The sequence below is a fragment of the Cytobacillus sp. SAFR-174 genome, assembly GCF_051964675.1.
GTDB lineage: Bacteria > Bacillota > Bacilli > Bacillales > Cytobacillaceae > Cytobacillus.
Genome location: NZ_JBQCMZ010000012.1, coordinates 22390 through 37629, shown reverse-complemented (window position 1 = coordinate 37629; position 15240 = coordinate 22390). Strand labels below are relative to the sequence as shown.

Genomic DNA, 15240 nt, shown 5'->3' with positions numbered 1-15240 from the left:
TGGTGCGGCATCTGCGGCATCATTGCTCCCTGTACCTGCGGCATCTGGTGCGGCATCTGCGGCATCATTGCTCCCTGCACCTGCGGCATTTGGTGGGGCATCTGCGGCATCATCGCCCCTTGTACCTGTGGCATCTGGTGCGGCATTTGCGGCATCATTGCTCCCTGTACCTGTGGCATCTGGTGCGGCATCTGCGGCATCATTGCTCCCTGTACTTGTGGGAATGGCATTTGCGGGTAACATGGATTATAAGGAAACATCGGCTGATATTGACCTCCTTGATGTGTATAAATAGATGATTCGCTTTCAGGCGATTCTGGGCTTTCTTGATTTGATGACGGCTTTACCTGCGGAAGGATATTAACTGGTTTAGGCGGGAGCTGGGGCTGCGGCTTAGATTCTGAAATTGGCAATGGTTTTTGCTGCGGTTTTGTTTCTGCAGGCTTCACTGGTTTTTCCTTTGCTTTAACTTCTTTTGCAGGCAGAGGTTTCTGTTGCTGCGGCTTAACCTCTTTTGCCGGCAGCGGCTTTTGCTGCGGTGCCGGCTGCTGAATATTCATCATGTAATAATTATTTATATCAATTTCCGGCATAATAGGTGTTGGCATTTTGGGCTTATAAGGTTTTTTTGGAACTTCCTTCGGGGCCTCTGCTTTTGGTGCAGTCTTAGGCACTTCTTTCGGAATTTCAACCTTCGGTGCCGTTACTTTTGGCATTTCCTTTTTTGGTGCTTCAGCTTTCGGCATGGTAATAGGTTTCTCTTTGGCAAAAGGCTGTTCTGCTTTTGGCATTTCCTTTTTGGCACCCAAATTTATTTTTGCTTCCGGTTTTCCTCCAATAGGAGCTTCTTTTTTTATAGAGCCTCCACTTGCAGGAACTTTTATTTTCATACCGGGCATAATCATATCAGGGTTGCTGAGCTGTGTATTCATCTTTTTCAGCTCTTCAAAATTCACGCCGTACTTTTTGGCAATCTTCCAAAGAGTATCCCCTTTCTGTACGATATGGATTTTCACTCTGAATTCCCTCCTATGCTTAAGGTGATGCTTCCATCTGTGATGGCTGGCCTTAGGTCCACATGATGTGGGTCACACAGAATGTGCCGCAGGCGCGGCTTTCTCAGTCTGTGCCCTAATCAGCATTTACGGGCATTTCATCCATTTATGTGAAAGGTGCAGATTAGTGCCCGTTAATCTCGATGAGTCCATATAGTGTATGAAGGATTGGGCAAATTGCTAACAATCTACACAAAAAGATATGCTTTTTTTCCGGGAATTATGATTCATCGTTTCATTCAGAGACCAATCACAGCAATGGGCATTAAGGCAATAAAAAAATCCTCCTGAAGTGGAGAATTTTTTTATTCCGGCATAGCTTCCGCGAAGTATATTTTACCCTGCGGGCTATTTTTCAATTTTAGCAGCCTGAAAACTTTTTGCCGCATTTATGGACGTTCAAGCATCCTGCCAAGTGCCAGTTTAGCATATGCCGCAGTTGGTTCTTCAACCTGAATCAGATTTTGGCTTTCACCCTCCCCGATTGCTTCAAGAGACCAAACCAGGTGCGGCAAATCGATTCGATTCATGGTCAGGCAAGGACACATATGCGGGTTAAGTGAGATAATTTTCTTATCCCGATGCCGTGCGATAATCCTTTTAACTAAATTCATCTCTGTACCGATCGCCCAGGAAGATCCAGGCTCTGAGTGTTCAATTGCTTCGATAATGTAATTGGTTGACCCTGCCATATCGGAAAGCTCCACCACTTCTCTCCTGCATTCGGGATGGACAATGATTTTCATATCGGGATATTGTTCGCGAACCTCTTGGACATTTTCTATAGTAAAGTTTTCATGAACAGAACAATGTCCTTTCCAAAGAATCACTTTTATGTCCTCCAGCTGCCCTTCATGTTCCAGCTGATCTGTAATAGGGTTCCAAACAGCCATTTCTTCAAGGGCTATCCCCAGGTTATATGCTGTATTTCTTCCAAGATGCTGATCAGGCAGAAAAAGAATTCTCGGCTTCTGCTCAAAGGCCCAGCTCACCATTTTTTCAGCATTCGAAGAAGTAACTGTCGCTCCCCCGTAACGGCCAACAAAAGCCTTTATGGACGCAGTAGAGTTTACATATGTTAGAGGAAGCATAGTATCGCCAAACATATTCTGCAGCTTCGTCCAGGCTCTTTCTGTTTGGCTGATATCAGCCATATCAGCCATGGAACAGCCTGCACGCATATCAGGCAAAATCACCTTTTGATGTGGAGATGTTAATATATCCGCCGTTTCAGCCATAAAGTGCACTCCGCAAAATACAATATATTCTGCCTCGGTATTTTCCTGTGAAAGCTGTGCAAGCTTGAGTGAATCACCTGTAGCGTCCGCAAATTGGATGACCTCATCCTTCTGATAATGATGACCCGGAATGAACAGCTTATTCCCAAACTTATTTTTTATCTCTCTTGCCCGATCCTCCAGTTCCTTCACAGTCATCATCCGATATTTTTCCGGTAGGATATTTGCTTGTTTTTCTGCTGTCTGAAAAATATTCATATGCCCCAAACCCCTTTGTCAACAATTTATTCCACAATAACCTTCACGCTTATATCAAGTGATTTCACAGAATGGGTAAGAAAGCCGAGGGAAATGAAATCAACTCCTGTATCGCTGTAAGCCTGCAGGTTATCGAGGGTTATTCCTCCGGAGGCTTCAGTCACTATCCCATTCGGCACGCTTCTGATCCACTCTTTTATCTCTTCAGGACTCCTGTTATCAAACATGATTACATCTGCACCTGCCTCAGCTGCTTCCAGGACTTGTTCTTTTGTTTCCGTTTCGACTTCGACTTTAACCATATGCCCTATTTTTGAACGCAATTCTTCCACAGCTTTCGCAATTGAGCCGGCAAAAGAAATATGGTTGTCTTTAATCATGACTGCATCATAGAGGCCATATCGATGATTAAATCCCCCTCCGGACCTGACTGCATATTTTTCAAGCATTCTCAGTCCTGGAGTAGTTTTTCTTGTATCACAGATTTTTGTGTGTGAACTGTTAAGAACCCGGACAGCCTCATTTGTTTTTGTTGCTATTCCGCTCATTCTTTGGACCAGATTCAAAATAACTCTTTCTCCTTTTAATAAATCCGATACTGGCCCTGAGACTTCAGCAAGGATTTGACCTTTCTCGATCCATTCTCCGTCCTTTACTTTTATATTGACTTCAGCCGCAGGATTCAGCACCTTAAATCCTGACCTGACTATTTCTTCACCGCAAAAAATCCCATTGTCTTTTGCCAGAAAAATGACTTTTCCTATCTGGCCCTCTCCAAAAATAAGTTCACTTGTCAGGTCGCGGTCACCAATGTCCTCGAGAAAATATTGTTCAAGTTGCAATCGCAGCTTTAATTTGTTCATTTTCACCATTCCTTTCAGCTTTTCGGCAGTGAATAATCCTTTTTCCAAGCCATTCCGGGCTTTCGAAAGGATAATCCTGCCGGAAATGACCACCCCGGCTCTCTGTTCGCCTTAATGCAGAGTCTGTGATCAGATAGGCTGCAATCAGCATAAAAGCCCGGGTTATTTCCTCTATTGAAAAAGGTTCAAGATCTGCTTTTATCCATTCTTCAATATTGCAGCCTTCGAGCCAGGCCATCTGAGCGAAAAGCCCTTTCTTCGTTTTGACAATCCCGGCATTTTTCATCATGTTCATTTTAATTTCTTCAACGGAAGGCAAATCTTCTTTAAATGGCCGCCTTAGTTCAGGGTTATGACTTTGCTGTTCTTCAGCAGGTTTACTATAAGGCTGTTTATCTAGCCACTCCGCAAGCCTCATGCCACAATACAGTCCTTCCAGCAGGGAATTGCTTGCAAGCCGGTTAGCACCATGTATACCTGTGCAGGCAGCTTCACCAATTGCATACAGGCCGGGAATGCTGGTACGGCCCAATAAATCAGTTTTTATTCCCCCCATTAAAAAATGACTGCCGGGAGAAACAGGAATTTTCCCAAGACCTAAATCTACACCGTTTTCTTCACATAATTTTGTTATGGTCGGAAATCGGGATTTAAAGTTTTCAATTGAAGAGATATCCAGGAACACGCTTTTCCCCTTCTCCAGCGAATGATAGATGGCCTGCGACACTATATGTCTTGGCGCTAAATCACCCTGTGGGTGAAGACCTTTCATTAAAGGCTGGCCGTCTTCTGTAATAAGACGGCCGCCCTCTCCCCTTACAGCTTCAGAAATCAGTCCCAATGCTTTGCCATCTTTATAAAGAAGTGTGGGGTGAAATTGGATGAACTCCATATCTGCTATCTCTGCCCCGGCCCTGTATGCTAAGGCAATCCCATCCCCAGTTACGGTGTCGGCATTGGAGGTATATTCATACAGCTGGCCGCAGCCCCCCGTAGCGAGCACAACATGAGAGGAAAAGAATCGATGAATAGCACCAGCAGAGTCTTTTCCTTTTATCCCTATACACCTGCCGTCTTTTATGAGCAATTGGAATACAAGAATATCCTCTAAGATTCGAACGTTGGGATTTTGCTTTAACAGCATAAAATCGATGACTGTTTTTCCTGTGCTGTCTCCTCCCCCATGAACAATTCTATTTTCTGAATGAGCCCCTTCCCTTCCTAACGCAATGGATCCATCAGAATCCATATCAAACAGGCATCCCTCCTGATTCAGCTCTTTTATAAGGGATGGCGCCTCACTGGTCAGGGACAGCACTGCATCAGAATCATTATGAAACCTTCCTGCTTCGAGTGTATCCATGTAGTGCTTTGATGGGTGATCATTTTCCCCCAGGGCAGCAGCAATACCGCCCTGCGCCATATATGAGTTTCCATTTTTCACAGTCGACTTTGTGAGAATAATCACATTCAAGTCCTGGCGCAGCTTCTTTGCCAACTGCAGAGCGGCTACCCCGCTTCCAATAATTAAAACGTCGGCATTCATTATTTTTTACCTCCTGTTTTTACAGGTGTCTTGACACCTATATTTACACAGATTTAGAATTATGACAAGAGATTTTCATAGTTTAAGAGGAACTTCTGACTTTTTGAACGATTTAATTAAGAAGAGAAAGCAGGTGGGGAACATTAAATATTTCGATTACGCAGCATCTTGTCCGCTTGACAAGGAAGCGGCAGATGCCTATATAAAAGCCTCAACTGAATACTTTGGCAATTCCCGCAGCCTTCACGATACCGGGAGCGCAGCAGAAGGGCTTCTTGAAAATTGCAGGATGGAATTGGCAGGCATTTTAGGCGTTAAGAGTGAAGGAATCTTTTTTACCAGCGGAGGTACGGAAAGCAATTTTCTTGCAATAGCTGCGTTGCTGTCTGCCTCTGAAAAATCAGGAAAACATATCATAACTGGAATCGCGGAACATTCATCCATTCATAGTGTTTTAGAAAAATTGCGCCTTGAGAAAGGTTATGAAATTACAAAAATTCCCTTTGGCTCAGATGGCCGTATAGACCTGAAAAAATTAAGTTCCGCCATCAGGGATGACACCGTCTTAGTTACCATACAGCACGGTAATTCTGAAATCGGAACATTGCAGCCTCTCCTTGAGATCAGCGAGCTCTGCAGGGAAAGACAAATAATGCTGCATAGTGATTGTGTCCATACGTTTGGCAAATCAGATTTAAAAGAAGTCGCCCGCTGCGCTGATAGCCTGTCCTTTTCTGCACATAAATTTTACGGGCCAAAAGGGGTCGGAGGGGTTTACTTAAAACCAGGCATGCGGTGGAGCTCCTTCTTACCCGGAATTTCACATGAAAAGGGATTCAGGCCTGGCACTGTAAATCTTCCGGGGATTGTCGGGATGACAGTGGCTGCTCAAAAAGCTTATATTAATTTGAGCAAGCATAACAGCCATTTCCAAATGCTGCGAGAAATACTCCTGAAGGAACTTGAACCTGCACAGGAGAAATTCATAATATACGATTTTTCAGGCTCTTACCAGCTTTCATCTACTTTGGGACTTCGGCTAAAAGGGGTGGAAGGTCAATACATCATGCTCGAATGCAATAGGCTTGGATTTGCCATATCTACTGGAAGTGCATGCAGTACAGGCCTGCAAACAGTTTCTAAAACGATGGAGGCACTGGGGGTTGCAGATAAAAAAGGCAAAGAATTTATCAGGATTTCTTTCGGATGGAATACATCTGCTGAGGACGCCAAGGCATTGGGGGAAAAGCTTGCTATCATGGCCAGGGAACTTGTACCGCTCTAATTTTTTCTTCTGCCGTTCCTTATGTTAGAATGAGACATTATCGGATTATAAGGGTGAGAAAATATGAATGTACAAAAAAAGGTGCTCGGAGAAGAGCGGAGGACCTTTCTGCTTCAGCTGCTGAAAGAAAGCGGGCAGCCCATTACAGGAGGCGAGCTTGCAGCAAAAACAAATGTAAGCAGACAGGTAATTGTTGGGGATATCACCCTTTTAAAAGCAAGAAAAGAGCCAATCATTGCCACGAGCCAGGGTTATATGTATCTTCATCAGGCTTCTCCTGCATCAGCAGCGGAGCGGGTCATTGCCTGTCATCATGACCCCGTGAGGACTGAAGAGGAATTGAATCTGCTTGTCGATCATGGAGTTACTGTAAAAGATGTAAGAATTGAACATCCCGTCTATGGTGACTTAACAGCATCGGTTATGGTATCTACCCGCCAGGAAGTCAAGCAATTTATGGATAAAATTACTTCCACAAAGGCTGCTTTCTTATCAGAATTAACAGACGGCATCCACCTCCATACTCTATCTGCAGCCTCAGAACGGAAACTCGATGAAGCTGAGAAATTATTAAAAGAAGCGGGATTTCTTATTAACCTGGAATAGCTCTAAATACAAAAAGGACCCGGATATGTATTTGCCGGATCCTTTTTGTTTATTCCTGCAGAACTCTGCTGTTCTTATTCCGAAGCTGAAAATACGGATAGCTGCCCAAAACCTTAACACTGCAGCCCAATGCCTCCAATTCAGCTGCTGCCCCAGGGATCAGGACGTCATCCAGTTTCATATCCACATCAATGATAAAGAAATAATTCCCTAATCCAGTTTTCATCGGCCTTGATTCAATCTTAGTCAAGTTGAGCTTCCTCCAGGCAAATGCTGAAAGCACCTGATGAAGAGCCCCTGATCGGTCAGCCGGCAGCGTCACCATAACAGTCGTCTTGTGCCCTGCAAATTCCTTGCGGTCTTCGCTGATTGACAGTTCTTTATTGGCTAAAACAATGAACTTTGTATGGTTATAATCAAAATCATGGATATCTTCTCTAACGATCGCCAATCCATATACTTCTGCAGCTAATTCATTAGCTATTGCGCCAGCCCGCATGTCTGGATTTTCTTTTACAAATTGAGCTGCGGCTGCGGTGGAAGCAGTGCTTTCACAAGGGATACCTTTCAGCTCTTTATGCAGAAATTTATGGCATTGTGCAATTGCATGGGAATGACTATAAACCACATCTGTTTTATCCCACTCCTTAACATGAGCTGGATGAACCATAAAATGCTGGCGAATTGGAGCTGTCAGTTCGCCGATAATCGGAAAATCTACTTCATGGATTAAATAGTCCAATGTAATGTTCACTGAGCCTTCCAATGCGTTTTCAAGAGGAACTACCGCCAGCTTTATTTCATTCTCATTTAAAGCATCAAAACAGGCAGGTATTGTTGGGTAGGCAACGGCTGTCTCATTAGGGAACAAGCTCCTGGCTGCAATATCTGTAAAAGTGGCTTTAGGTCCTAAAAATCCTAACTTCACGGTAATTACCTCCTTACTATTCAGACTTATTATAAATCACTGAAAATTTTCTTTATACTTTATTACTTTAACATATGTATGTGATTTGCAAAATGAAAAATGAAAAAAGGGCAGGGTACAGAGCACATTTTTTCATGCACCCGTTCCCAGCACCTCTACTTTTTCTACAAACTCCAATTTTCGAAGCCTTGCCAATAGTTCCTCAATCTCGATGCCCATTTCAGTTACATTCAGGGAAAGCGTGACATTTGCCCTTCCCTGAAGGGGAATGGTCTGGTGAATGGTTAAGACATTGCACCCCGATGAAGCCACAACGCCCAATAAATGTGATAAAGTCCCGGACCTGTCTTCCAGGTGAAAGAATAAAGTGATCAGCCGTTCTTTAACAACAGTATGAAAAGGGAACACAGTGTCTCTATATTTATAAAAAGCACTTCTGCTCAAATCAACTTTCTGGACAGCATCCCAAACCGATTCGGCTTTTCCCCTTTCGATCATTTCCTTCGCATCCAACGTTTTCTTCATGGCTTCAGGCAAAACATCTTCGCGAACCAAATAAAATTTCTTATCGAATCTATCTTTTCTCATTTCTCCACCCCGTCAATCGAGAAGGTTAGTCAATAAACTCGAATTCATAATCAAGCAGCTTAACGGTATCACCGTCTTTTGCTCCTTTTTCACGAAGAGCATCATCCACACCCATTCCGCGCAGCTGTCTGGCAAACCTGCGGACAGATTCATCTCTTGAGAAGTCAGTCATCTTAAAGAGTTTCTCAATAGCATCGCCTGATACAACGAACACTCCTGCAGGATCTCTAGTAATGACAAATTCCGTATGTTCAGCTTCATGCTTGTAAAGAACGCGGTGGACACCTGTATCTTCCTCTTCTTCATGTGACAGCGGGAATTCAGGGGTTTCTTCAACCTTATCTGCAACGGCAAATAATAAATCTCTTAACCCTTGTCTTGTTAAAGCGGATATCGGGAAAATCGGATAATCTTCATCAAGCTGTTCCTTGAATTTTTTTAGATTTTCCTCTGCATCAGGCATGTCCATTTTATTAGCCACAATGATTTGTGGCCTTTCTGTGAGACGCAGGTTATATTCTTTTAATTCTTTATTGATCGTTAGATAGTCTTCAAAAGGATCTCTGCCCTCAACAGCAGCCATATCGATAACATGAACAATAACCCTTGTTCTTTCAATATGCCGCAAAAACTGATGGCCAAGTCCTACTCCCGAATGGGCGCCTTCAATTAATCCAGGCAAGTCTGCCATAACAAAGCTGCGTCCATCTTCAGTCTCAACCATTCCCAGATTCGGAGCAATTGTCGTAAAGTGGTATTCTGCAATCTTCGGTCTTGCCGATGATACAACGGATAGCAAAGTCGATTTTCCGACGCTTGGAAAGCCTACTAAACCAACATCCGCTAAAAGCTTGAGCTCCAGCACAACATCCCGTTCCTGGCCTGGTTCGCCATGTTCGGACAATTCAGGAGCAGGGTTAGCAGGTGTCGCAAATCGGGTATTACCCCTGCCTCCGCGGCCTCCGCGTGCTATGACGGCTCTTTGCCCGTGCTCAGTCAGATCTGCGATTACTTCCCCTGACTCAGCATCTGTTACGACTGTTCCCGGCGGTACTTTAACAATCATGTCTTTTGAATTTCTTCCATGCTGGTTCTTGGACATGCCGTGCTCACCGCGGGGAGCTTTAAAGTGGCGCTGATAACGGAAATCCATTAACGTGCGCAACCCTTCATTCACTTCAAAAACAACATTGGCACCCTTGCCGCCATCTCCGCCGGCCGGGCCTCCGTTCGGCACATATTTTTCCCGGCGGAAAGCAACCATTCCGTTGCCCCCGTCCCCGCCTTTAACATAAACTTTGACTTGATCGACAAACATATATAAATTCCTCCCGTCTGCAGTATGTCCCGATTGTCTGGCATTCAGCCAGATTACCGGCACTGACCGGATCCGCTTCTTTCACTTAAGAAGTGCCCAGCCTGCAGAGTTTCACACTTAGTATTGCTTTTTTTGACGGAAATCACTCTCTGCCATTCGCAATGAATGGCACAAATAATTCCAGTGCAAGCTCCTCTTCAGCTAATTCCTGAACAGCAGCCGTTATGACAGTGTTCTTCTTTTTAAAGAACTTCTCCAATTGATCCATATCTGTTAGTATTCCGCTAAAATCAAAAAAGAAACGAGCTCCTTCTTTTTCATGCCTGATGGATACAGATAAATGATTATCATGGTAAGGCTTTACTGATGAGTCCAAAATGGCCAAAAAAGAGCCTGTCCACTCAGAAAGGACAGAATCATCCAACCGTCCGGCAATGGGATCATCGAGCACCTCATATTCAAGCAGAAAGTAGTGGTTCTCCCAATTATAAGTTAATAAAAGCGAAGCAAAACCAGGAAGATTCAAATTCGAAAGTCTTGCCTCCTGCTGTGCTTCCACCACAATTTCATCTATGATTTCCTTAGCCCTGTCTATCTTATTAAGGGAAAGGTTGCCTTTAATTAATTGTATTTTATTCAGCCAGTCATGCCGGGCATGACGCAGCACTTCAATCATATTCCAGTCTTTTTCCATATATGCACTCCTGTATGGTTATTAGGCTGTCAGAAGACTGTGCTTGCTGTAAGTATATCAAAAAACATAGGTACAGTAAGCAAATTTATGATAAATAAGAAAATATTGCTTATGCGATGAAGAGCTGCAGTCTTCAGCTGCTATAAATTCATCAGATAATATTTGAAGTGCACCAGCGGGTTTTTTGCCAAAAAAAGAAAACCCTAACCTTGTGGGGCTAGGGTTTTCTCGAAAAGGCTTACGCCTCTTGAGCTGCAGGATATACGCTCACTTGCTTGCGGTCACGTCCAAGACGCTCGAATTTAACAACACCGTCAACTTTCGCGAATAGTGTATCATCGCCGCCTTTACCCACGTTTACACCTGGGTAGATCTTAGTACCGCGCTGACGGTACAGGATTGAGCCGCCAGTAACGAATTGTCCGTCCGCACGCTTAGCGCCAAGACGCTTAGAGATTGAATCACGGCCGTTCTTTGTAGAACCTACTCCCTTTTTAGAAGCGAACAACTGAAGATCTAATTTTAATAGCATTTATTCCACCTCCTGCTTTTTGAAGGTAATTTGTATATACTTTCCGTAGTCTTCTTCAATCGTCTGCAATGAAACAACCATGCCTTCTAGCAGAAGCTGCACTTTCTCATTCATGTCATCCTGAAGATCAGGAAGAACACAGCGGAGAAAACCTTCTCCATGGCTGATCTCTGGTGTCACGCCGGTTAGGGCATGGACAGCATTAATGGCACCGATGGAAACGGCAGATACGCCTGCACAGACAATATCCTTGCCTCTGTTTGCGAAGAATGCATGACCGCTTATTTCAAACGAGTGAATATTTCCGGAATCTTTACGAATAATCGTAACTTCAATCATCTTAAATCGCCTGATTAAGCGTTGATCTTTTCAATCACAACTTTAGTATAAGGCTGACGATGACCTTGCTTCTTACGATAGTTTTTCTTCGCTTTGTATTTGAATACAGTGATTTTCTTTTGACGGCCTTGTTTTTCAACTTTAGCTGTAACAGTAGCACCTTCAACTACAGGGCTTCCTACTTTTACGCTGTCTCCGCCAACGAAAAGAACCTTTCCAAAAGTAACTGTTTCGCCTGCTTCAGCGTTAAGCTTTTCGATGTAGATAGCTTGACCTTCTTCTACACGTAATTGCTTTCCGCCAGTTTCGATAATCGCGTACATGAACTGCACCTCCTCTTAGACTAAGACTCGCCATCCCAGGCGCCGACACGAAATGCGGGCTTATGTACCTGTTCTGTGCGGTTGTAGCACGGGTGCGCTACAAACATAACATAAAAATCCTATCATATAATGATTTATCATGTCAATAAGAATTATATGATTCTCTTTGTTTGCACCTTAAAGTAACTATTTTGCGTGCCTATACAATTATAATGCTAATGGGGCTATTAGGGAAGTGGGAAATACTGCACTAAGAAAAGCGCAAGCGCCTTGGTCACGAAGGAACGCAGACTAAGATCGCCACGTCCTGTGGCAACGTCTGCATGACCCGCATCCTGCGGGCCTCACCTCGAGGGGGCAGGCTGCTTGCGCTAGACAGTTATCGAAGTCAAAGTTATACTTTCTTATCTGTAAAAAAAGCAGGCGGGTCGCTTAACCCAGCCTGCTTTGAACTATCCGAGCTCATTAGCACTGCCAAACTTTCGGATTTCATAAAACGGCCTGCTATTTTCCTTAATGGAAAAAATAATTTTTAAGCCAATGCTGTCTTCGATTCTTTTTTTGTGGTCATCATCTTCCCCTGAGAATACCGCTGCTGTGTCTGTGGTGGTTTCGATCAGGACAGCTTCATGGTCATTGCCCCGATGTTCCCACAGTTCTCTTTCCAGCCTGAAGGCAATGGTCTCAGCACTCAGCACTCTTCCGGTGCCCTCGCATACTTGGCACCTTTCAGTAAGTGATTCTGAAATGGCCGGTCTCGTTTTCTTGCGGGTCATCTGAAGGATCCCTAGAGGGGAGAATCCAACAAGATTCGTGCGTCTTTCATCTTTTTTCAGCGCGTTTTCCATTATGGCAAGAATATGTTTCCTGTCGGATGCTTCTTTCATATCAATAAAATCGATTAGGATCATGCCGCCAATATCACGGAGCCTGATCTGTCTTGCAGCTTCTTCCGCCGCCATTTCATTGGTTTTTAGCACAGTGTCCCTGCGGTCCTGTTTACCGGCGAACTTCCCGGTATTGACATCGATGACTGTTAAAGCTTCTGCTTCATCAAAAATAAGATATGCCCCATTTTCAAGCCAGACAATTCGTTTCAGCGCCTTATCAATTTCAGCTTCGGCATTAAAAGCAGAAAAGATATTTTTCTTGCCCGTATACAGCTGAACTGGCAGGTCCGTGTTTTTCACGAGCACATTCTTCAGTGATAAATCGTCCACAGCGATTTCACCGTCAGCCATTTTCTTCGCCTCTTCGATAATTTCCTTAATAAAAGAATCCGCTTCATACACTTTTCCCGGCTTCTTTTTCATTTCCGCTTCCCTTAAAAGGTCACTGTACTCCAGCCTGAGCTTCTCCAGTTCATCCATTAGCTCATACTCTTTCCTGCTGACGCAGGATGTTCTGAAAATCAGACCTTCATTCTCTTCTTTAGCACGATAGCCAAATTGACGCCAGTTTTCTCTTGCTTTACTATCCTCAATTTTCTTGGAAACAGCAACATAACGGCCGTTTGGCATATATATCAGTGACTCTCCTGAAAATTCAATTAAACCAGACAATCTTGGTCCTTTCGTGCCCGCAGCGTCCTTTTCAACTTGAACAAGTATCCTTTCTCCCTGATGGACAAAAGAAGAAATGCTCCGTTTTTCCTTCACTTGCAAATCCTCGGCAGAACAAACATAAGATGCCAGTTTGTCCCGGTGAAGGAATCCGCTTTGATCTTCACCTATCTCTACAAAAGCTGCATTCAATCCAGGCATTACTTTTGCAACGGTGCCCAAGTATATATCCCCAACTGCTGAACGATGCTTCGGCTGGTCAATAAATAGCTTTTCGACTCTATTATCTTTTAAATGCACAAATCGGCGCTCTCTTGATGCATAATTTACAACTAACTTATCCAAAACGATTTCCTCACTTTAAAACATTATTTATTCATGTTAATCAAAATTTGCTCTTCAGTAAACATAAAGCAAATCTCCTATTTTAGCTGTCAGCACTTTTTCCGCAAAGCATGCATGCAGCAGTTCATTTTCATCTAATGCACCCTTTTCTTTCCCGTCCTTTTCAACAATGATGGGGTGCTTGCATCCTCGCTGAAATCTTTCCAGCACGTCAATAACCAATTCCTCTTCCCGGACAACGATTGGCTTCAATGTCCGAAAGTCGCTGTGCTTCCCATAATACCTTTCGAGAAGAAAACGGATAAACACGAACCGGCTCTGCTTCCATTCATGATATAGCGAAAACACCAAAAAAGCGAGGATTACCCAGATATTCAAGTTAACCGGAGAGGTCAGCAAAGTTAGTATAATAAAACTGATTAGACCCGCAGCCGAAATGAAAAGTGTTTTTCTGTGCGCTTCCGGAAATGCCTGATTAAGAGAAAGCCATAAGAAAACAAGCTTTCCTCCATCCAATGGCCAGACAGGGAGCAGGTTAAAGATTAATATCATTAAATTAAATTGAATAAACAGATGAAAGATATCAGCAGACAGCCAGGAAAGCTCATAAAATAACAGCGCCGCCCCCATCATCCATATATGCTGAAGCGGCCCTGCTATAATGACTATAATCTCCTCTTTCAGCGGCCGGTTCCCGTGTTCATCCATTTCCGCTACACCGCCAAATGGCAGGAGGGCAATCTTTTTTATTCTCCAGGAATAGAAGGATGCAGCAGCGGCATGGCCCATTTCATGAACAAAGATAATCAACAGCAGCATGCATAATTCCATAAAATGAGCAGTCGCAACAGACAGTCCGATAATCGCCCATAACAAAGGATGTATATGAATATGTGTAATTAACCCTGTTATTTTATTCAAATGGGATCACCTGGATCGGATCTATAAAATCATCATCTTTTTTAATCGCGAAATAAAAAGAGCCTTTTTCAGCATTACCGGCGTCACCCGCCGTACCAATACCTGTTCCTTTTTCGACGTATTGATATAAATTCACATTAATTTCAGCCAAATTGCCATACCAGGACTCACTTTTATCACCATGCTGAATAATGACCGTATTTCCGAAACCATCCTTCTTTCCGGCAAACCGCACAAGCCCTTCACTCATTGCTTCAATGGAAGCTTCCTTTCCTGTTTCGATTGTTATCCTCTGTCCATTGTCATCAAATTCTTCCAGGATCTTTGCAGAAGCAGGCAATGCATATTCGCTGTTTTCTTCAACGTTCTTCTCATCACTTTTGCCATCTGAAAATGGCAGCAGAGCAAGCGGTTTACCAAATTGTTCTTCATACCAGCCGGAAACAGCGGCGAATTGAAAATCCTTCTCCATTGCTGTCTTTACAAAATCTCTTGCAGGATCAAAAGTCGCTGCCTGGTTTTTAAAAAGAATGGCAGCGAATAAAAAAACACAGGCAGAAGCAAGCAATTTGAAAAAAAATAGTTCTTTGCGAAATAAAGGGTGGTGTCCCTCTTCAAGCTTGCTTTCGTATGAGGGCAGCTTATTAAACCCGTACCGCTCTTCGTCTTCTGTCCACAGAACCGTTGAGTCTTTCTTTTTCGAGAATCTTTCTTTGTCCTTTTTTCTCCGCTCGATTCTCTTGCGTATTTCATCCGCTCTTGAATTCATGATATCCCCACCATTTCTATATAACTCTATTTGTACAAGTTTATGAGTTGTCCAAATAGAGTATGACTTG

General features: G+C 43.5%; 16 protein-coding genes and 1 other annotated feature. Of the genes, 2 read left to right on the top strand and 14 right to left on the bottom strand.

All coding sequences use genetic code 11. The features are described 5' to 3' along the window. From safA to nadB, 4 genes are all read right to left on the bottom strand, one after another. A partial coding sequence (gene safA / locus ACTHRG_RS13565; protein ID WP_440231342.1) for a SafA/ExsA family spore coat assembly protein occupies positions 1-1016 on the bottom strand: 1016 nt, incomplete at its 3' end. Positions 1017-1444: 428 nt separating this feature from the next. Beyond that, positions 1445-2551 carry a quinolinate synthase NadA gene (nadA, locus tag ACTHRG_RS13560; RefSeq protein WP_076257374.1) on the bottom strand — a complete coding sequence of 369 codons (1107 nt, stop codon included), beginning with the start codon at positions 2549-2551 and terminating at the stop codon, positions 1445-1447. Between the two features lie 26 nt (positions 2552-2577). Beyond that, positions 2578-3414 (bottom strand): carboxylating nicotinate-nucleotide diphosphorylase, encoded by an 837-nt coding sequence (gene nadC, locus ACTHRG_RS13555; RefSeq protein WP_076257373.1) that lies wholly within the window; start codon positions 3412-3414, stop codon positions 2578-2580. Then, entirely contained in the window at positions 3383-4960 is a 1578-nt protein-coding gene (gene nadB / locus ACTHRG_RS13550; RefSeq protein ID WP_076257372.1) for an L-aspartate oxidase, read from the bottom strand. The genes nadC and nadB overlap by 32 nt, the downstream gene beginning before the upstream one ends. A 133-nt stretch (positions 4961-5093) precedes the next feature. On the opposite strand from nadB, the gene ACTHRG_RS13545 reads away from it, so the two are divergent. Together ACTHRG_RS13545 and ACTHRG_RS13540 are read left to right on the top strand one after the other, a co-directional pair. After that, positions 5094-6245, top strand: coding sequence for an IscS subfamily cysteine desulfurase (locus tag ACTHRG_RS13545; RefSeq protein ID WP_440231341.1), 1152 nt, complete (start codon positions 5094-5096; stop codon positions 6243-6245). A gap of 63 nt (positions 6246-6308) precedes the next feature. After that, positions 6309-6851: a transcription repressor NadR gene (locus ACTHRG_RS13540; protein ID WP_440231340.1), complete on the top strand. Its 543-nt coding sequence runs from the start codon at positions 6309-6311 to the stop codon at positions 6849-6851. Positions 6852-6900: 49 nt separating this feature from the next. Here the strand turns inward: ACTHRG_RS13540 and pheA are convergent, their stop codons facing one another. From pheA to ACTHRG_RS13490, 10 genes are all read right to left on the bottom strand, one after another. After that, a complete protein-coding gene (pheA, locus tag ACTHRG_RS13535; protein ID WP_440231339.1) occupies positions 6901-7779 on the bottom strand; it encodes a prephenate dehydratase in 879 nt (292 codons plus the stop codon). 132 nt (positions 7780-7911) lie between these two features. Further along, on the bottom strand, positions 7912-8367 hold the full coding sequence (locus ACTHRG_RS13530) for an ACT domain-containing protein (protein WP_053434259.1): 456 nt from the start codon (positions 8365-8367) through the stop codon (positions 7912-7914). Between the two features lie 25 nt (positions 8368-8392). Continuing rightward, on the bottom strand, positions 8393-9685 hold the full coding sequence (gene obgE, locus ACTHRG_RS13525) for a GTPase ObgE (RefSeq protein WP_440231338.1): 1293 nt from the start codon (positions 9683-9685) through the stop codon (positions 8393-8395). A gap of 142 nt (positions 9686-9827) precedes the next feature. Continuing rightward, positions 9828-10379, bottom strand: a complete 552-nt coding sequence (locus ACTHRG_RS13520; RefSeq protein ID WP_076257368.1) for a sporulation initiation phosphotransferase B — start codon at positions 10377-10379, stop codon at positions 9828-9830. Between the two features lie 238 nt (positions 10380-10617). Next, entirely contained in the window at positions 10618-10911 is a 294-nt protein-coding gene (gene rpmA, locus ACTHRG_RS13515) for a 50S ribosomal protein L27 (RefSeq protein ID WP_009333115.1), read from the bottom strand. Then, positions 10912-11250, bottom strand: coding sequence for a ribosomal-processing cysteine protease Prp (locus ACTHRG_RS13510; RefSeq protein WP_197199140.1), 339 nt, complete (start codon positions 11248-11250; stop codon positions 10912-10914). Positions 11251-11264: 14 nt separating this feature from the next. Then, complete coding sequence (rplU, locus tag ACTHRG_RS13505; RefSeq protein ID WP_095245084.1) at positions 11265-11573, bottom strand: 50S ribosomal protein L21; 309 nt, start codon at positions 11571-11573, stop codon at positions 11265-11267. Between the two features lie 13 nt (positions 11574-11586). Beyond that, positions 11587-11666, bottom strand: a sequence feature (ribosomal protein L21 leader region). Between the two features lie 359 nt (positions 11667-12025). Beyond that, positions 12026-13480 (bottom strand): Rne/Rng family ribonuclease, encoded by a 1455-nt coding sequence (locus ACTHRG_RS13500; protein WP_440231337.1) that lies wholly within the window; start codon positions 13478-13480, stop codon positions 12026-12028. A gap of 54 nt (positions 13481-13534) precedes the next feature. Then, the gene (locus ACTHRG_RS13495) at positions 13535-14401 is read right to left on the bottom strand and encodes a M50 family metallopeptidase (RefSeq protein WP_061791436.1); all 867 of its coding nucleotides are present in this window, start codon (positions 14399-14401) and stop codon (positions 13535-13537) included. Next, on the bottom strand, positions 14394-15170 hold the full coding sequence (locus tag ACTHRG_RS13490; protein WP_076257364.1) for a M23 family metallopeptidase: 777 nt from the start codon (positions 15168-15170) through the stop codon (positions 14394-14396). Before ACTHRG_RS13490 ends, ACTHRG_RS13495 begins: the two co-directional genes overlap by 8 nt. Between the last annotated feature and the right edge of the window lie 70 nt (positions 15171-15240).